The organism is Tepidicaulis marinus (genome assembly GCF_000739695.1).
GTDB lineage: Bacteria > Pseudomonadota > Alphaproteobacteria > Parvibaculales > Parvibaculaceae > Tepidicaulis > Tepidicaulis marinus.
The window spans coordinates 185,631-204,162 of the sequence record NZ_BBIO01000004.1 but is presented as its reverse complement, the minus strand read 5'-3'; the positions used below and the strand labels follow the sequence as shown (position 1 = coordinate 204,162).

Annotated in this window: 14 protein-coding genes and 1 pseudogene; 12 read left to right on the top strand and 3 right to left on the bottom strand. The window is 62.1% G+C overall.

Annotation, left to right across the window (positions count from 1 at the left end):
• The first annotated feature begins 222 nt into the window (after positions 1–222).
• The 6 genes from M2A_RS17180 (at position 223) to M2A_RS05790 (ending at position 7,689) form a co-directional block, all read left to right on the top strand.
• Positions 223–1,317: a DUF8605 domain-containing protein gene (locus tag M2A_RS17180; RefSeq protein WP_052379240.1), complete on the top strand. Its 1,095-nt coding sequence runs from the start codon at positions 223–225 to the stop codon at positions 1,315–1,317.
• A gap of 41 nt (positions 1,318–1,358) precedes the next feature.
• Positions 1,359–1,976 (top strand): CDP-alcohol phosphatidyltransferase family protein, encoded by a 618-nt coding sequence (locus M2A_RS05810; RefSeq protein ID WP_081875417.1) that lies wholly within the window; start codon positions 1,359–1,361, stop codon positions 1,974–1,976.
• Positions 1,973–3,085: an AI-2E family transporter gene (locus M2A_RS05805; RefSeq protein ID WP_045444269.1), complete on the top strand. Its 1,113-nt coding sequence runs from the start codon at positions 1,973–1,975 to the stop codon at positions 3,083–3,085. Before M2A_RS05810 ends, M2A_RS05805 begins: the two co-directional genes overlap by 4 nt.
• Positions 3,086–3,102: 17 nt before the next feature.
• On the top strand, positions 3,103–3,786 hold the full coding sequence (locus tag M2A_RS05800) for an HdaA/DnaA family protein (RefSeq protein ID WP_045444260.1): 684 nt from the start codon (positions 3,103–3,105) through the stop codon (positions 3,784–3,786).
• Between the two features lie 195 nt (positions 3,787–3,981).
• Complete coding sequence (locus M2A_RS05795; RefSeq protein WP_045444436.1) at positions 3,982–6,153, top strand: RNA degradosome polyphosphate kinase; 2,172 nt, start codon at positions 3,982–3,984, stop codon at positions 6,151–6,153.
• Between the two features lie 15 nt (positions 6,154–6,168).
• Positions 6,169–7,689: a Ppx/GppA family phosphatase gene (locus M2A_RS05790; protein WP_045444254.1), complete on the top strand. Its 1,521-nt coding sequence runs from the start codon at positions 6,169–6,171 to the stop codon at positions 7,687–7,689.
• A gap of 21 nt (positions 7,690–7,710) precedes the next feature.
• Here the strand turns inward: M2A_RS05790 and rnd are convergent, their stop codons facing one another.
• On the bottom strand, positions 7,711–8,898 hold the full coding sequence (rnd, locus tag M2A_RS05785) for a ribonuclease D (RefSeq protein ID WP_045444252.1): 1,188 nt from the start codon (positions 8,896–8,898) through the stop codon (positions 7,711–7,713).
• Positions 8,899–9,142: 244 nt separating this feature from the next.
• On the opposite strand from rnd, the gene aspS reads away from it, so the two are divergent.
• Both aspS and M2A_RS05775 read left to right on the top strand, forming a co-directional pair.
• Positions 9,143–10,960 carry an aspartate--tRNA ligase gene (gene aspS, locus M2A_RS05780; RefSeq protein ID WP_045444250.1) on the top strand — a complete coding sequence of 606 codons (1,818 nt, stop codon included), beginning with the start codon at positions 9,143–9,145 and terminating at the stop codon, positions 10,958–10,960.
• A 326-nt stretch (positions 10,961–11,286) separates the two neighbouring features.
• The gene (locus tag M2A_RS05775; protein WP_045444247.1) at positions 11,287–14,571 is read left to right on the top strand and encodes a carboxyl transferase domain-containing protein; all 3,285 of its coding nucleotides are present in this window, start codon (positions 11,287–11,289) and stop codon (positions 14,569–14,571) included.
• 2 nt (positions 14,572–14,573) lie between these two features.
• Here the strand turns inward: M2A_RS05775 and M2A_RS05770 are convergent, their stop codons facing one another.
• Positions 14,574–15,818 carry a cation:proton antiporter gene (locus tag M2A_RS05770; protein WP_045444244.1) on the bottom strand — a complete coding sequence of 415 codons (1,245 nt, stop codon included), beginning with the start codon at positions 15,816–15,818 and terminating at the stop codon, positions 14,574–14,576.
• Positions 15,819–16,018: 200 nt separating this feature from the next.
• Between M2A_RS05770 and M2A_RS05765 the strand changes: the two genes are divergently transcribed.
• The gene (locus M2A_RS05765) at positions 16,019–16,522 is read left to right on the top strand and encodes a YHS domain-containing (seleno)protein (RefSeq protein WP_244444388.1); all 504 of its coding nucleotides are present in this window, start codon (positions 16,019–16,021) and stop codon (positions 16,520–16,522) included.
• 84 nt (positions 16,523–16,606) lie between these two features.
• On the opposite strand, the gene M2A_RS05760 is transcribed toward M2A_RS05765, so the two are convergent.
• Complete coding sequence (locus M2A_RS05760; RefSeq protein WP_045444241.1) at positions 16,607–17,527, bottom strand: MBL fold metallo-hydrolase; 921 nt, start codon at positions 17,525–17,527, stop codon at positions 16,607–16,609.
• Positions 17,528–17,610: 83 nt separating this feature from the next.
• On the opposite strand from M2A_RS05760, the gene M2A_RS05755 reads away from it, so the two are divergent.
• The 3 genes and pseudogenes from M2A_RS05755 (at position 17,611) to M2A_RS18545 (ending at position 18,504) form a co-directional block, all read left to right on the top strand.
• The gene (locus tag M2A_RS05755) at positions 17,611–17,937 is read left to right on the top strand and encodes an ArsR/SmtB family transcription factor (protein WP_244444387.1); all 327 of its coding nucleotides are present in this window, start codon (positions 17,611–17,613) and stop codon (positions 17,935–17,937) included.
• 33 nt (positions 17,938–17,970) lie between these two features.
• A pseudogene (locus tag M2A_RS18550) lies at positions 17,971–18,213 on the top strand (rhodanese-like domain-containing protein); the annotation flags it as partial.
• A 27-nt stretch (positions 18,214–18,240) separates the two neighbouring features.
• Positions 18,241–18,504 (top strand): YgaP family membrane protein, encoded by a 264-nt coding sequence (locus M2A_RS18545; RefSeq protein ID WP_439645658.1) that lies wholly within the window; start codon positions 18,241–18,243, stop codon positions 18,502–18,504.
• The last annotated feature ends 28 nt before the right edge of the window (positions 18,505–18,532 follow it).

Genomic DNA, 18,532 nt, shown 5'->3' with positions numbered 1-18,532 from the left:
TTCGTGAACGGGACCAGTGACTTTCTGGGCGCTAACCCACCCGAAAAACGGCCATAAAGCAAGTGCTTCGCCGCCTTAAAATAGGGCCGGGGAAAAGTGCCGCAGCCGCCTTCCGGCTCTCCCGGCCTTGGTGTAGGGTCTGGCTGCATGACGGAAAAGCGGGTTCGGCCCGATTTTCAAGGATTTTCGGGAAGTTTCAGCAAGTTAAAGGCATCTCAGGTGATGAAAACCAAGCGGCGCTCCCTTTTTGCAACTTTCGCGGCAGCGGCCGTATTGGCCGTTTCGGCCTTTCTTGCCGCGGTGCCGGCCAGAGCGGGCGACGTGTACCGCGTGACAGGCATTCCCGTGGATGCGAGCGCCGAGAACGCGACGGCGGCCCGGGCCAAGGCGGTTGCCGAGGGTCAGGCGCGCGCCTTTGAAGAAGTGCTGCGCAAGGTGACGCGGCGCGAGGACTGGCAGCGCTTGCCGCCCGCCGATGAGGCGACGGCGCAGAGCCTGGTGCGCTCTTTCCAAGTGGCGGGCGAGAAAACCAGCACGACGCGCTATCTCGCCGAACTGACCGTGACCTTCAACCCCCAAGGCGTGCGCCGCCTGCTGCGCCAATACGATATTCCCTATGCCGATGCGCAGGCAAAGCCCGCCTTGCTGTTGCCGCTTTGGCGCGACATTGGCGGCACGCGGCAATTGTGGGACGACAATCCCTGGCGCGCGGCCTGGTCGGGCATGGACCTTGCCAACCGGCTGACCCCCCTCACGCTGCCGCTCGGCGATCTGGAAGACCTGACGACACTGAGCGCGGATAAGGCGGCAGCGGGCGATGATGCGGCCCTGCAAGCCTTTGCCGAGCGCTATGGCACGAACCGCGTCATCGTGGCCGAAGCATCGCCCGCCGGCGAAAGCGGGCTGCAGGCCGATATGGTGCTTTACGAGGCAGGCTCCGTCATGCCCGCGCGGCGCTGGAGCCGCCGGGTGAGCGGCGAGGAAAGCCTGGAGGCGCTGGGCCGCCAGGCAGCCGAACTTTATCTCGATCATCTGGCCGAGGAATGGAAAGCCCAGAGCACGGTCGGCAAAGGCGAAGCGGCAGCGCTTTCCGCCTCCGTGCGCTTCAATTCCATGGGCGAGTGGGTGTCCATCAAGCGCAAGCTCGAGCAGTCGCCCAACATAAACCGGGTGACGCTGGTCGGCCTTTCAACGGAAGGGGCGCTGGTGGAGATCGACTATCAGGGCTCGGCGGATGGCCTGGGCTTGACGCTTGCCCAGCAGAACCTCTCCTTGATGGAAATGGAAGGCTATTGGGTGCTGGCGGCGCGCCAGTAATCTAAAGCCTTCACGATTGCCCGGAGCACCGGCGCTAGCCCATGAACCAGCTGCCGAACATCATCACCATCGCGCGGCTCTTTCTGGTGCCGGTGATCATCTATTCGATCCTGAACGGTCAGCTGATGCTTGCCTTCTGGCTGTTCGTGGCGGCGGGCCTGTCGGATGCGGTGGACGGGTTTCTCGCCCGTCAGCTTTCCGCCCGCTCCGAGCTTGGCGCTTATCTCGATCCGGTAGCGGACAAGGCGCTGCTTGTCAGCATTTACGTCTCGCTCGGCTGGGCAGGGTTCTTGCCGGACTGGCTGGTGCTCCTCGTCGTCTCCCGCGATGTGATGATCGTGGGCGGCGTGCTGCTTGGCTGGGTGATGGCTATGCCGCTTGCCATGGACCCGGCGCTGATCTCGAAGGCGAATACCGCCGCTCAGATTGCGCTCGCCGCGCTCGTGCTGGCGGTGGCAGGCAGCGGGTTTGAGGCGGCAGCGGCGGTCGATATGCTGGTCATCGTGACAGCGGCAACGACAGGTGTTTCCGCGCTCGGCTATCTGCTGCGCTGGGGCGGGCATATGGGGCTCTGGACCCTGCCGGGAGGCGGCGGAGAGGCCAGTGCTCAGGCCAGTGCTTCAGTGAGCGAAGAGCAGGGAAAAAGGGAAAATCCATGACCGTTCAACGCCAGGCACTTTTCTGGGGCATCGGGCTTTTCGTCTTCATTTTGCTGCTCTGGCTGCTGCGCGGCATTTTGTTGCCTTTCGTGGCAGGGCTGGCGGTGGCCTATCTGCTCGACCCCTTCGCCGACTGGCTGGAGGAGCGCGGCTTTTCGCGGCTGCTGGCGACCAGCATTATTACGGTAATTTTCGTTCTCCTGATCGTGGCTTTTTTGGTGCTGCTCGTGCCGCTGCTTTACGAGCAAACGGTGGCGCTGGTCGAAAGCCTGCCGAAGATTGCCGACCGGGTGCAGGAATGGCTGATGCATTTGAACCAGGGCCGGCTCGGCGAAGTCTTGTCGGGCACCACCGATATCCGCCAGACGATCGACAAGGCCGGCGCGGGCCTCGTCTCCTGGGCGCTGAGCGCGCTTGGAGAGGTGTGGAAACAGGGCGTGGCGATTATCGGCCTTGCCTCGCTCGCCGTCATCACGCCCATCGTCGCGTTTTACATGCTGCTCGACTGGGACAATATGGTGGCGCGGGTGGATGAGCTTTTGCCGCGCGAACATGCCATGACCATTCGCGGGCTCTTCCGGGAAATGGATGCGGTGCTGGCCGGTTTCGTGCGCGGGCAGGGCACGGTCTGCCTGGTGCTCGGCACGTTCTACGCCGTCGGCCTGTCGCTGGCCGGGCTCAATCTGGGGCTCGTTGTCGGGCTCGGCGCGGGGATTATCAGTTTTATTCCTTATGTCGGCACGATCAGCGGTTTTCTTGTGGCAACGCTGCTCGCCATCCTGCAATTCGGCCCGCAGGATTATGTGTCGATCGGCTTTGTGGTCGGGGTCTTCGTCATCGGGCAATTCGTGGAAGGAAATTTCCTCACGCCCAAGCTCGTGGGCAGCCGCGTCGGGCTGCATCCGGTCTGGGTGATGTTCGCCCTTTTTGCGTTCGGCGCGCTTTTCGGTTTTGTCGGGGTGTTGCTGGCCGTGCCCATTGCAGCGGCCATCGGTGTGCTTGCGCGTTTCGGCGTGCGCAGCTATGTGGCAAGCCCGCTTTACCAAGGCAGCGGTCTTGGGCGTCAGGACTTGCCGGAGCCGGACAGAGACAAGAGCGACAATGAGTAAGGGTAAAGGAGAGACGGGTGAAAGCTGAGCAGCTTCCCCTGGACCTGGAGCACCGGCCCGCACGCGGCCGGGAGGACTTTCTCGTTGCCCCGGCGAATGAACACGCTGTGGCGCTGATCGACCGCTGGCCGGACTGGTCCGATGCGGTGCTGGCGCTGGCCGGCGCGCCCGGCACCGGCAAGACGCATCTGGCCGAAGTGTGGCGCACGCGTTCGGGCGCGCGGCGCATCGAGGCGGCAAAGCTCACCAAAAAAGATGTGCCGGAGCTTGCCAAGGCAGGGGCGGTGATTGTCGAAGACGGCGAGAGCCTGCAAGGTGAAGGGCTGCCCGCGCTCTTTCATCTCATCAATCTGGTGCGCGAGACCAAGGGCTTTTTGCTGCTGACCGGCAAGGAACCGCCAGCGCGCTGGCCGGTGAGCCTGCCGGATCTGTCCTCGCGGCTGAAGGCGGTGCCCTGCGCTGAGATTGGCGCGCCGGACGATGCGCTGCTCTCCGCGCTGATGATCAAGCTATTCGACGACCGCCAGCTTGCCGTTCCCGCGCCCGTGATTGCCTATCTTGTGCCGCGTATGGAGCGCTCTTTTGCCGCTTTGAGCGTGCTGGTGGAGGCGCTGGACCGGGCCTCCCTTGCCGGGAAACGGCCCCTCACCGTGCCGCTTGCCGCCGAAATCCTTAAAAAGAGGGAAGAAAGCGCCCTTTAGGCTATAAAGGCCGCCTTAAAACCTGCCGGGCGTGTCATGACTCGGTTACGATTTTGACGTAATTTCAATGACATCAGGAATTTAACGGAAGGCGCGGAAAACCCGCGCGCCGGGGAAACGATTATGAGCGCATCTTCAGGATCGAGCGAAGCCATTCAGCAGGTGCCCGTGGTGGCGGCGGACCGGCCGCTGGAAATGAAACATGCCGCGGTGGATAGCGCCAATTTCGAGCATATCGACCCGGCTTCCGCCGCGCGCTTCATGAACCGCGAGCTTTCCTGGCTCGAATTCAACAAACGCGTTCTGGAAGAATGCAGCAACCTCAATCACCCGCTTTTGGAACGGCTGCGCTTTCTTTCCATCTCCTCGAACAATCTCGATGAATTTTACATGGTGCGCGTGGCGGGCCTGCGCGGGCAGGTGACGGCGGGCGTCGAAACGCTGAGCCAGGACGGGCTCACCGCCGCTCAGCAGCTTGAACGGGTGAACGCCGCCGCCAACGAACTGATGGCCGAGCAGCAGCGCCAATGGGATTTGCTGCGCCAGGAGATGCGCGAAAACGGTATTGCCGTGCTCGACCCCGAAGAAGTGACGGCCGAGGAATATGACTGGCTGGAGACGCGCTTTCTGGAACAGGTCTTTCCCGTGCTCACGCCGCTTGCCATCGACCCGGCGCATCCTTTTCCTTTCATCGCGAATCTGGGCTTTACCCTTGCGCTGCAGCTCAGGAGCCGCAGGCTCGGCACCTCGATGGAAGCGCTTCTGCCTATCCCCGCGCAGATCGAACGCTTCGTGCGCTTGCCCGATCAGACGGGCGGGGCGTCGGGTATTCGCTTCCTTAGCCTTGAAAACTGGATCGGGCTTTTTCTCGACCGGCTTTTCCCCGGCTATGAAGTGATGGGGCAGGGTGCCTTCCGCATCATCCGCGACAGCGATATCGAGATCGAGGAAGAGGCCGAAGATCTGGTGCGTTATTATGAAAGCGCGCTGAAACGCCGCCGCCGGGGCACGGTGATCCGCTTGAAGATGCAGGCGCGGATGCCGCCTTCGCTGCGCGAATTCGTGGCCTCCGAGCTGCATGTTTCTCCCCAGGAAGTGGTACTGGTGGACGGGCTTTTGGGCCTTGCGCAGACCAATGCGCTGATCGTCGACGACCGGCCCGACCTGAAATTCACGCCTTATAACGCGCGCTTCCCCGAGCGGGTGCGCGATTATGGCGGGGACTGTTTCGCCGCGATCCGCGCGAAAGACATTGTCGTGCACCACCCTTATGAAAGTTTCGATGTGGTGGTGCAGTTCATCCGCCAGGCCGCCAACGATCCGGATGTCGTGGCGATCAAACAGACGCTTTACCGGACCTCGAAGGATTCGCCCATCGTGCAGGCGCTGATCGAGGCGGCGGAAGCGGGCAAGTCCGTCACCGCGCTTGTCGAGCTGAAAGCGCGTTTCGATGAAGCGGCGAATATCGCCTGGGCACGCAACTTGGAGCGGGCAGGCGTGCAGGTGGTCTTCGGTTTCATCGAACTGAAGACGCATGCGAAACTCTCCATGGTGGTGCGCCGGGAAGGCGGGGCGCTGCGCTCTTACGTGCATTTGGGCACCGGCAACTATCACCCCATCACCGCGAAGATTTACACCGACCTTTCCATGTTCACGACGGACCCGGCGATCGGGCGCGACGTGGCGCGCATCTTCAACTATCTGACGGGCTATGCCGAACCGGAAGAACTGGAGCAGATCGCCATGTCGCCGGCGGGGCTGCGCGCGCGGCTTCTGGAGGATATCCGCGGCGAGATCGCCCATGCCAAGGCCGGCCGGCCCGCGCAGGTCTGGGCGAAGATGAATTCGCTTGTCGATCCCATCGTCATCGACGCGCTTTACGAGGCAAGCCAGGCTGGTGTGCATATCGATCTCATCATGCGCGGCATTTGCTGCTTGCGCCCCGGCGTGCCGGGCCTTTCGGAAAATATCCGTGTAAAGAGCATTGTCGGACGGTTTCTGGAACATTCGCGCATTATTTGCTTCGGCAACGGCCACGGGCTGCCGTCGGACGATGCGAAGGTTTATTTCTCCTCCGCCGACTGGATGCCCCGCAATCTCGACCGGCGGGTGGAAGTGCTGGTGCCGGTGCGCAACTCCACCGTCCATGCGCAGATCATGGATCAGATCATGGTCGCCAACCTGAAAGACAATCAGCAGAGCTGGCGGATGCTGCCAGATGGCAGCTATGAGCGCATCGAACCGGCGCCGGGCGAGGAGCCTTTCAACGCCCACCATTTCTTTATGGACAATCCGAGCCTGTCCGGACGCGGCAGCTCACTTGAACGGGACGAGCCTCCGGCTGTAGAACTGAAGTCCCGAAAATAAACGCAAGTCCAGTCCGTGACCTCAACCTCCCCCGAAAAAGCCCCGGCGCCGCATGCGCGCAAGGGGCCCTATGGCATCATCGATATCGGCTCGAACTCCGTTCGGCTGGTCGTATATGCGGGCGCAACCCGCAGCCCCGTGCCGATTTTCAATGAAAAGGTCATGGCGGGCCTGGGCCGCTCTGTAGCGCGCACGGGCAAGCTGGACGAGCAGGGCGTGGAGCGGGCGATCAAGGCGGTGCGCCGGTTTGCGGCATTGAAACGGGAAATCGGCATCAAGAAGCTCGATGTGGTGGCGACCGCTGCCGTGCGCGACGCATCGGACGGTGAGGCGTTTCTGAAGAAAATCGAGGCATTTTTCGACCAGAAAGTGCGCCTTCTCTCGGGCGAGGAAGAGGCGCGGCTGGCGGCTTTGGGTATTTTATCGGCGATTCCGGATGCCGATGGCCTGGCCGGCGATTTGGGCGGCGGCAGCCTCGAGCTTGTGGCGGTTTCCTCCGGCACGCTGGCGCCCGGCATTACCCTGCCGCTTGGGCCCTTGCGGCTTGAAGCGGCAAGCGAGGGTAATCTGTCCCGCGCCGGGCAGATCGTCGATGAAGAGCTGAAAAAGATCGGCTGGCTCTCCTCCATGAAAGGCCGCCCGCTTTATGCGGTGGGCGGGGTCTGGCGGAACCTTGCGCGCATTCACATGGCCCAGTTCAATTATCCGGTGCGCGTGCTGCATAATTATGTGATCCCGCAGCGCGATGCGGCGCAGCTCGCCGGGCTTTTAGAGAAAATGGGGCCGAAGAGCCTGGCGCGCATTCCCGATATTTCCTCCCGCCGTATCCCGGCGCTCCCCTATGGGGCGCTGGTGCTGGAGCGGCTTTTGGCGGCGGCGGGGGCAAGCCATGTGATCGTTTCTTCGTTCGGCCTGCGCGAAGGGGTGGTTTACGACGCGCTGGATGCCGAAGAAAAGCGCAAGGACCCGCTGATCGAGGGGTGCAAGGACCTGGCCGGGCGGCTTGCCCGCTTTCCCGAGCATGGCCAGGAGCTTGCCACCTGGACAGAGGCGCTGTTTTCGGATGGCGGATTTGGGGAAAGCGCGGCGCAAAAGCGGCTGCGCCATGCTGCCTGTATTCTTGCCGACATTGGCTGGTATGTGCATCCCGATTACCGCTCGCATCACGCCATGCAGCAGATCCTGCTCGCCCCTGTCGTGGGCATCGACCATCCGGGGCGCATGTTTCTGGCGCGGGTGGGCTTTCACCGGCATGAGGGCAATGCGGAGGCCGAAGTGCTGGGAGATCTGACGAGCCGCTTGAGCAAGGAAGAAGCCTATAGGGCGCGCATTCTGGGCCTCGCGCTCCGGCTTGCTTTTTCGCTCTGTGCGGCCCGGCTCGGCGTTTTGCCGCTGACCCGGCTGCGCATGGACGAGAAATATGTGCGGCTCGAACTTCCCAAAAAGATCGAAAGCTTCATGGGCGAGACGGTGCAAAAGCGCCTCAACGCGCTCGCCAAAGCCGCAGGGCGCGAGGCGGATGTGGTGATCGGCTAGGGCTGTCCTTCGGCCTTCGCCTCAATCCGCCGCCGCTGCCGTGCTTTCTTCGTTTTCCTCGCGCAGCGGCGCGGCGACGAGCTTCTTGCCCTTGACGGAAAGGCCGAGCTTGCCGTGTTTGAGGGCAAGCGCGTCGGCGCCGAAAATCTCCCGCCGCCAGCCGGTGAGCGAGGGCACCTTGGCCTTGTCGCTCGCCGCGATTTCCTCAAGCTCGGAGACCGTTGCGATGAGCTTCGAGGCCACATCGTGCTCTTCCGCCTTCAGCTTCAGGAGCACTTTCAACAACTCGACGATGGGGCCGATGCCGGGCGGCATGACGCGGTTATTGCCGGGCTCGGGAATGTCCTCCTCCGGTGTCGCCATGCCTTTTTTGATCGCCTCCATGAGGCCGGCGGCGCTGCGCGAGCCGCTGAAGCCCTTGGGCACAGCGCGCAAACGGTCGAGATCTTTAAGCGCCTTGGGCTGCTGGGTCGCAAGCTCGAACAGCGCATCGTCCTTCATCACCCGGTTGCGCGGCAGGTCGCGGCTTTGCGCCTCGCGCTCGCGCCAGGCGGCAAGTTCCATCAGAACGCCGAGCTGGCGCTTGTTCTTCACGCGCGCTTTCAGCCGCTTCCAGGCATCTTCGGGCTTGAGGTCATAGGTCGCCGGGCTTTGCAGGATGGCCATTTCTTCGGCCACCCAGCGCACGCGGCCCTGATCGGAAAGCTGCTTGGCGAAAGCCTCGTAAACGGGCCTGAGATGCGTGACGTCGGCCAGCGCATAAGCCAGCTGTTTTTCGCTGAGCGGGCGGTGGCTCCAATCGGTGAAACGGGAGGTCTTGTCCACTTTTTCGCGGGCGATCTTGCGCACCAGCGTCTCATAGCCGACGGATTCGCCGAAACCGCAGGCCATGGCCGCGATCTGCGTGTCGAAAAGGGGATCGGGGATCACCCCGCCCATATGGTAGAAAATCTCTATATCCTGCCGGGCGGCATGGAACACCTTGATGACCTTGGGGTGCGCCATCAGCTTGTAGAAGGGTGCAAGGTCGATGCCCTCGGCCAGAGGGTCGATCAGGAAGCCTTCTTCCGTATTCGCTACCTGAATGAGGCAGAGCTTGGGCCAATAGGTCTTGTCCCGTAAAAACTCCGTATCGACCGTGATGTAAGGGGCCGTTTCGAGCTTTTTACAAAGGGTTTCGAGGTCTTTTGTGGTCGTGATCATATCCATGGCGCCGATCCTATACCCCAATCCTTAACCCTTGTCGCCTCCCGCTCCAAGGGGCGGGGCAAAAGCCCGGAAAAGTCGCCAGAAAGTACCCAGAAAGCACGGGGAAAGCTTGACAAATCGCCCCTTTCCATGCGCTTTTCGGCCCCCAAAGGGCCATGCGGCGCGCGCCCGCGCCGGGTCATTCCAGAGATTCGCCCGCCGGAATTTCGCATTCCGGCAAGGGCAGGGACGTCAGGATCGGCAGATGCATTCATATCGCTCTCACACATGCGGCGAGTTGACCAAGGCTCAAGTGGGCGAAACCGTCCGCCTTTCCGGCTGGGTGCACCGCAAGCGCGACCATGGCGGCCTGCTTTTCATCGACCTGCGCGACCATTACGGCATTACGCAGCTCGTTTTCGACCCGGATTTCGCCGAGCCTTTCGCCGCTGCAGAGCGCGTGCGCGCGGAATCGGTGATCAAGGTGGAAGGCCCGGTCATCGCCCGCAGCGCGGAGACGGTGAACGAAAACCTCGTGACCGGCGCCATTGAAGTGCAGGTGAAGAGCATGGAAGTGCTCTCACCGGCAGAAGAACTGCCGCTGCCGGTTTTCGGCGAGCCGGACTATCCGGAAGACACGCGCCTGCGCTACCGCTTCCTCGACCTGCGCCGCGAAACGCTGCACCGGAACATCGTGCTGCGCTCGAAAGTGATTTCCTCTATCCGCCGGCGCATGACCGATGAAGGCTTCATGGAATTCCAGACGCCGATCCTCACGGCGTCTTCGCCCGAAGGCGCGCGCGACTTCCTCGTGCCCTCGCGCCTGCATCCGGGCCAGTTCTATGCGCTTCCCCAGGCGCCGCAGCAGTTCAAACAGCTCATCATGGTGGCGGGTTTCGACCGCTATTTCCAGATCGCGCCCTGCTTCCGCGACGAAGACGCGCGCGCCGATCGCTCGCCGGGCGAGTTCTATCAGCTCGATATGGAAATGAGCTTTGTCGAGCAGGACGATATCTTTGCCGCGATCGAGCCTGTGCTGCATGGCCTCTTTGAGGAATTCGGTAACGGCCAGGCGGTGACGCCTTATCCTTTCCCGCGCATTCCCTATGCCGAAGCCATGCGCAAATACGGCTCGGACAAGCCGGACCTGCGCATCCCGATCGAGATGGAAGAAGTCACGCCGCATTTCGCGGGTAGTGGCTTCAAAGTCTTTGCGAATCTTATCGCCAACGACCCGAAGGTCGAGGTCTGGGCGATCCCGGCGCCGGGCGGCGGCAGCCGCGCTTTCTGCGACCGCATGAATGCCTGGGCGCAGGGCGAGGGCCAGCCGGGCCTCGGTTACATCTTCTTCCGCGAGGAAGGCGGTGAGATCCAGGGTGCCGGGCCGGTGGCGAAAAATATCGGCCCCGAGCGCACCGAAGCGATCCGCACCCAGCTTGGCCTGAAAGACGGCGATGCGGTGTTCTTCGTTTGCGGCCAGCCGAAACATTTCGTTTCTTTCGCGGGGCAAGCCCGCGTCAAGATCGGCACCGATCTTGAAACTCTGCCGAAGAAAGAAGGCTTCAACTTCTGCTGGGTCGTCGACTTCCCCATGTATGAATGGGACGAGGAAGAAAAGAAGATCGACTTCTCGCACAACCCCTTCTCCATGCCGAATTATCCGCATGAAGAATTCGTCAAGCTGGACCGGGAAAAGGATGCCGACACCATTCTCGGCATGACCGCTTTCCAGTACGACATCGTCTGCAACGGCATCGAGCTTTCCTCGGGCGCGGTGCGGAACCATCGCCCGGAAGTCATGTATAAGGCGTTCGAGCTGGCCGGCTATGACAAGGACGTGGTGGAGAACAAGTTCGGCGGTATGCTCAGCGCGTTCAAATACGGCGCGCCGCCGCATGGCGGTCTTGCCCCCGGCATCGACCGCATGGTGATGCTGCTGGCCGGTGTGGACAATCTGCGCGAAGTGACGCTCTTCCCGATGAACCAGCAGGCGCAGGACCTGATGATGCAGGCACCCTCCGATGTCTCGAACGCGCAGCTGCGCGAATTGAACATCCGCGTGGTGCAGCCGGAGAAGAAGTAAGGGCGGCTTGTCTTTCTCTGGTCAATGTACCGGCGGCCAGTAGGCATCGCTACCCGTACCGCAGGCAGGATGGATCCCGGCATAAAGCCGGGGTGACAGCCTGAGCAAGCTGGTCGGCGCATTCCTTTCATGTGATTCCAAGTGTCACCCCGGGCTTGACCCGGGGTCCAGGCCGCCTGGCCGCTTGCAGCAGCTTTTCCATGGACCCTCGGGTCAAGCCCGAGGGTGACGAAGGGCGGCGGGAACGTCGCTCCCCAGCCGTTTGACACCCCGTAAAGCCCTCTCTACTAAAGCAGAAAAGATAATTCGCTTGGGGAGGCCGGTTCATGAAAAGCGTGCTCATCGCAAATCGCGGGGAAATTGCCATTCGCATCGCGCGGGCGGCGGCGGAGCTGGGGCTGCGCACGGTCGCCGTCTATGCCGAGGACGACGCGCGCGCGCTGCATGTGCGGGTTTGCGATGAGGCGGCAGCTTTGAGCGGGGAAGGGGCGGGCGCCTATCTCGACATTGCGCAGATCGTGGCCGAGGCGAAGAAAATGGGCTGCGATGCCATTCACCCCGGCTACGGCTTTTTAAGCGAAAACGCCGCCTTTGCGCGGGCCTGCGCTAAGGAAGACATTACCTTTGTCGGCCCCTCGCCCGAGGCGCTCTCGCTTTTCGGCGATAAGGCGGCAGCAAGGGCGCTTGCGGAAAAAGAAGGTGTGCCGCTTTTCCCCGGCACGAAAGGGGCGGCGAGCCTTGAGGAGGCGCGGGCCTTTCTGGAAGCGCAAGGCAAGGGCGGCGCGATCATGCTCAAAGCGCTGGCCGGCGGCGGCGGGCGCGGCATGCGCGCGGTGACGGATGCGGGCGATCTTGCCGAAGCTTATGAACGCTGCCGCTCGGAAGCCAAGGCCGCTTTCGGCAATGATGCGGTCTATGCGGAAAAGCTCATCCGCAAAGCGCGGCATATCGAAATTCAGATTGTTGGCGACGGCGCAACCGTCATCGATCTGGGCGAGCGCGAATGCACCCTGCAGCGGCGCAATCAGAAACTCGTCGAGATCGCGCCGAGTCCTTCACTTGACCCGGCGCTGCGCGAGGCGCTTTGCGCAGCGGCCCGCAAGCTTGCCGGAGCCGCGAGCTATAAGGGGCTTGGCACCTTCGAATTCCTGATCGATGCAGAGGCGAAAGACCCGCTGAAAAGCTTCGCCTTCATGGAGGCCAATCCGCGCCTCCAGGTCGAGCATACGGTGACGGAAGAAGTGACCGGCATCGATCTTGTGAAAACGCAGCTTCGTATTGCCGCCGGCGCCTCGCTTGACGAGGTGGGGCTTGGCGCGCCGCCCGCGCCGCGCGGTTATGCCGTGCAGCTGCGCATCAATATGGAAAAGATGACGGAGAGGGGCGAGGCGATGCCCGCAGGCGGCACGCTCAGCGCCTTTGCGCCGCCGTCGGGTCCCGGCATCCGCGTCGACACGTTCGGCTATGCGGGCTACCGAACGAGCCCCCATTACGACAGCCTGCTCGCCAAGCTCATCGCTTATTCGCCCGCACCCGACTATAGCGAAGCGCTGGGCCGGGCCTACCGCGCGCTTGGCGAATTTCAGATCGAAGGCGCGGCGACGAACAAGGCATTTTTGCAGAACCTGCTCGCCCGCGCCGAGGTGAAAGCGAACGATGTCTATACCGGCTTCATTGCCGATCACGCCGCCGAGCTTGTGAGGGAGGCCGAACACCGCGCGCTTTATTTTACGGCGAATGAAAATGGCGCCGCTGCTCATGCTGCCCATGCCGTAGAAGGCCCGGCGGGGACGGAGCCCGTTTCCTCCACCATGCAGGGCAAGGTGATCAGCGTCGATGTGGCAGAAGGCGAGCATATCGCCAAAGGCCAGCAGATTGCCGTCTTGGAAGCGATGAAGATGGAGCACACGATCAAAGCGCCGATCAGCGGGACGGTGCGCAAGATCGCCGCCGTGCCGAACGCCACGGTGATGGACGGCGAGGCGATCCTCTTCATCGAGGAATCGGAAGGCGCGGATGCGGCGGAAGTGGCGGAAGAAGAAGTCGATCTCGACTATATCCGCCCTGATCTTGCCCATGTGATTGAGCGCCACGCGCTGGGCCTTGATGAGAACCGGCCCGACGCCGTTGCCCGCCGCCGGAAACGCAATCAGCGCACGGTGCGGGAGAATATTGCTCACCTGTGCGATGAAGGCAGCTTAATCGAATATGGCGCCCTGGCGCTTGCCGCGCAGCGCCGCCGCCGCTCCATGGAAGATCTGTTGAAGATGAGCCCGGCGGACGGTCTCGTCTCCGGCATCGGCACGGTGAACGGCGATCTTTTCGGTGAGGAAAAAGCCCGCGCCATGGTGATGGGCTATGACTTTACGGTCTTTGCCGGCACGCAAGGGGCGATGAACCACAAGAAGATGGACCGCATGCTCTTTCTGGCCGAAGAGCAGAAACTGCCTGTCGTGCTTTTGGCCGAAGGCGGGGGCGGGCGCCCCGGCGACACGGATGTGGCGGGCGTTGCCGGTCTCGATACGCCGTCTTTCCTCACTTTCGCGAAACTGAGCGGCAAGGTGCCGCTGGTCGGCGTGACCTCGGGGCGCTGCTTTGCGGGCAACGCCGCGCTGCTCGGCTGCTGCGATGTGATTATCGCAACCGCCGATTCCAATATCGGCATGGGCGGCCCGGCCATGATCGAAGGCGGCGGGCTCGGCGTTTATGCGCCCGAAGATGTCGGTCCTTACGACGTGCAGCGCAAGAACGGCGTCATCGATGTTGCGGTAAAGGACGAGGCGGAAGCCATCGAGGCCTGCAAGAAATACCTGTCCTATTTTCAAGGCCCGGCGAGCGACTGGGATGCGGAGGATCAGCGCAAGCTGCGCCATGTCATTCCCGAAAACCGGCTGCGCGCTTATGACGTGAACAATGTCATTGCCGGGCTCGTGGATAAAGGCTCCGTGTTGGAGCTGCGCAAGGATTTCGGCATCGGCATCAAGACCGCGCTTGTGCGCGTTGAAGGCCGGCCCATGGGGCTGATGGCCAATAATCCCTTCCATCTCGGCGGGGCGATCGATGCGGATGCGGGCGACAAGGCCGCGCGCTTCATGCAGCTTTGCGATGCTTTCGGTCTGCCCATTCTTTCGCTCTGCGATACGCCGGGTTTCATGGTGGGGCCGGAAATCGAAAAGACCGCGCAGGTGCGCCATGTCAGCCGCATGTTCGTGACGGCGGCGAATGTGCGCGTACCGGTTTTCGCTGTGGTGCTCCGCAAGGGCTACGGTCTCGGCGCGCAGGCGATGACGGGCGGTAGTTTCCATGCGCCTTTCTTCAACATCTCCTGGCCGACCGGCGAGTTCGGCGGCATGGGGCTGGAAGGGGCGGTGCGGCTCGGCTACCGGCGCGAGATGGAAGCCATCGAGGACCCGGACGAGCGCGAGGCGTTCTTCCAGAAAATGGTCGCCAAATATTATGAGAACGGCAAGGCGACGAATATGGCCTCGTTCCTGGAAATCGATGCGGTGATCGATCCGGCCGAAACGCGCCACTGGATCGCGCGCGGGCTGAAATCGCTGCCGCCCATGGAGCCCGGACTGAAAGGTCGCGCCTTCATCGATACCTGGTAAGGCTATTCCGGTTTCTTGCGCGCGCGTCTCAGCGGCAGCTCGATGCGTTCGGCATGGGCGGCGTAAGCGCGCGCCAGCGGCACGGCGGAAAGGCCGTGCGCGTAAATGCTGAGGAGCACAGTCAAGGAGACGAGGCCGGCAAGCTCGGTGAAGGCATTGCCCGGCCCAAGCGTTTCGAATGCTAGAAGCAGATAGAGAATGGAAGCGATGCCGCGCGGGCCGAACCAGGCGAGAATGCCCTTCGAGCGCCAGCCGAGCCCCGTGCCGGTGAGCGAGGCCATGATAGGCAGCACACGGATAATGGTGAGACTCGCCAGCGCATAAAGCACCATGGTGCCGCTCCAGGCTTCTGCGCCCAAAGGCACGATGAGAAGGCCGAAAAGAAAGAACATGATGAGGGTCAGAAGCTCGGCCTCGGTCTGGGAAAACTCTTTGAGATATTTTTGCGCGCTGAGGCAAACGGTGAGCGGGATCATCAGCCCTGCCACGTAAGCGGCGATAAAACCGTTGGCATGGATCAGCTCGGCGCCCGCATAGGCAAGGACGGCGAGGGCAGGCGCTGCGAGACGCTGGTAGAGCGGCTGCATCCAGCCGCGCCGCGCCGCATAATCAATCAGTTTGCCGCCGCTAAAACCAATCACGACGCCGCAAAGGGGCCCGAGTACAAGATGGCGGGCCAGCGTCAACGCGCTTTCGTCATAGGCCAACCCCATGCCGCCTCCGGCAAGGGCCAATAGAATGAGAATGGGCGGCAGGGCGAACCCGTCATTCAGCCCGCTTTCCGCATTCAAGGTCTCGCGCAAGGGCTCGGGCACGTCCTGATCTTCCAGGATGAAGCGGCCAAGCGCCGCATCTGTGGGGGAGAGAATGAGCCCTGCCAGAACGGCGAGCCAAAGCGGCCAGCCGGGAAAGAGCACATAGGCAAGGGCGGCGCCTGAGAGAATCACCAAGGGCAGGCCGATGAAAAGCATGCGTGCCGGCCAGCTTTCTTCCTGAAGCAGGTGTTTCGGTTTGAGATGGGCCGAATCAGTAAACAGAACAATGGCAAGTGTCAGCTCGCCCAGAAGCCGGATATGGGAAATATCCGCGGCCCGGGGGCCGCCATTTTGCAGCACAAAGCCCGCCGCCGCGCCGATGGCGACGAAAAGCATGGGCCCCGTCAGATAGCTTGCGACTTGCCGCCTGGAAACGGCGCCGTAGAGCACAAGCACGGCGGCCCCCAGGAAAAGCGCGGCAAATTCTGACATTTTCCGGTCCTCTTAGCGGTATCGATTCTTTCCTCGCCGCGCCGTTTCGTCCGGCATTGGCAGCGCTTTTGCGCCCTCTCAAGAGCTTAACGCGCCCTCACGCAATTTTGTGCTGGCTTGATTGGAAAAGCTTTTGCGCAGCGGTCATCTTTTGCCCACGCGAAGGGGCGTTCAGCGACCAGCAAGCGGAAGGACATTCCATGACACATCAGTATCCGGCAAAGAGTTTCGGGTTCAAAGATCTGGTGCGCGGCTTTGCCGTGAGTTTCGGCCTGCTTGGCGCGCTGATCATTGCCGTTGCCGGGGCGACCCCCTCGGCCATGGCCGCCGGCAAGGGCGAGATCTATACCGAGGACGGTGTGGCGATCAACGGCACGGACCCGGTTGCCTATTTCACGCAGAGCAAGCCTGTGCAGGGCTCGGCCGATTATACGTATGAATGGAAGGGCGCGACTTGGCGTTTCGCCAGCGCGGAGAACCGCGACCTCTTCGCCGCGAACCCTGAAAAATATGCCCCGCAATATGGCGGCTGGTGCGCCTATGGCGTGGCTAAAGGCGCCAAGGCGACGACGGAGCCCGAGCTGTGGACCATCGTCGACGGCAAACTTTATCTCAATTACAGCCCGAAAGTTCAGAGCACCTGGGAAGAAGACATTCCCGGTTACATCGAACAGGCGAACGAAAATTGGGTGGCACTTCAGTAAATCTCATCCCCAGACCTGAAGCCGCTCAATTGAAAGGCCCGGAGAGTGTTGCTCCGGGCCTTTCTTTTTAGTGAGAGGGAAGGGTCAGGCGGCGCTGTCTTTTTCTAGCGTGCTGCTTTCCAGCGCCCCCTCCAGCTTGAGCGGCACTTTCAAATAGCGCACACCGTTTTCCTCTGCTTCCGGGAAATGGCCGGCCCGGATATTGACCTGGATCGAGGGGAGGAGCAGCAGCGGGGCGTCGAGCCCGGCATCGCGCTTCTGGCGCATGGCGACATACTCGGCCTCGCTCACCCCTTCATGCACATGCACATTGCGGGTGCGCTCTTCTTCTACTGTTGTTTCCCAGGCATAAGTATCGCGCCCCGGCGCCTTGTAATCATGGCACATGAAAAGCCGGGTGCGTGCGGGCAGGGCCAGAAGCTTCTGGATGGAGCGGTAAAGCGTTGCCGCATCCCCGCCCGGAAAGTCCGCCCGCGCGGTGCCGTAGTCGGGCATGAAAAGCGTGTCGCCCACAAAGACATTCTCGCCGATCTTGTAAGAGACGCAGGCGGGCGTATGGCCGGGCGTGGCGATGACCTCGCCCGTGAGATTGCCGATCTTGAACGTCTCGCCTTCTTCAAAAAGGTGATCGAATTCCGTGCCTTCGCCCGACACGTCCTTGGCGTTGAAAACGGGCCGGAAGATTTTCTGCACCTCGCGGATGCGCGCGCCGATCCCGACGGGCGCGCCGGTCTTTGCCTTGATATAGGGCGCGGCGGTCAGATGGTCCGCATGGGCGTGGGTTTCCAGCACCCAGGTGATGGTGAGGCCTTTATCCGCTGCTGCCTTCAGCAGCGCGTCGGCGGAGCGGGCGGAGGCTTTGCCCGAGCGGTGATTGTAATCGAGCACCGGGTCGATAATCGCCGCCTCGCGCGTCGCCGGATCCCACACAAGGTAGCTCACCGTGTTGGTGGGTTCGTCGAAAAAGGCTTCAATTTCGGGTTGCGCCGTCTGCTGAGTGGTCATGGGACGCCTCCTTTGCTGTTCGTCTTGACATATATATTAGAAAATACTAAATTAGCAACACCTAAAATATAGGATGGAAAAAAATGGCGGAAACCCTGGCCACCCATATGCCGGACGATCTGGAAGAACTGGCCGCGCGGGCGGGCGAGGCAGCGGCGATGATGAAGCTGCTCTCGAATGAAAACCGGCTGCTGATCCTCTGCCAGCTTGTGGCGCATGGGGAAATGAGCGTCGGCGCGCTTGCCGAAGCGGTGGGGCTCGGCCAATCCGCGCTTTCCCAGCATTTGGCGAAGCTGCGGGCGGACGGGCTGGTGGCGACACGGCGCGCGGCGCAGGTGATCCACTACCGCATTGCGGACCCGAATGCCGCAAAGCTGCTTTCCGTCCTGAAAGAAATTTATTGCCCTTGAACGTTATGCCCGGCCTCGAAGCGCCGGGCTTTGATGGAGAAGACCATGACCGCACTTAAAACCATTACGCCGCAAGAGGCGGCGAAACTTGTGAAAGAAGGCGCGAGCCTCATCGACATTCGCGGCGCGGATGAACATGCCCGCGAGCGTATTAGGGGCGCGGAAAACTGGCCGCTCGACCAGCTCGCCCCGAAAAGCCTGACGAACCCGAAAGGCATGATCGTCTATCATTGCAAGACGGGCATGCGCACGGGCGCGAATGCGCAAAAACTGGCGGAAGCTGCCTCCTGCGAAGCCTTCATCGTGGAAGGCGGTCTTGATGCCTGGAAGAAGGCGGGCCTGCCCGTGCTCGCCGACACCAGCCAGCCCCTGGAAGTCAACCGCCAGGTGCAGATTACGGCGGGCGCGCTGGTGCTGAGCGGGGTCGTGCTCGGCGCGGCCGCCTCCCCGGCCTTTTACCTGCTCTCCGCATTCGTGGGCGCGGGGCTGATGATGGCCGGGATCACCGGATGGTGCGGCATGGCGCGGTTGCTTGCAATCATGCCCTGGAACCGGCGTGCCGCGTAACAGGTAGCCGTTTTAAACAGGAGCGCGC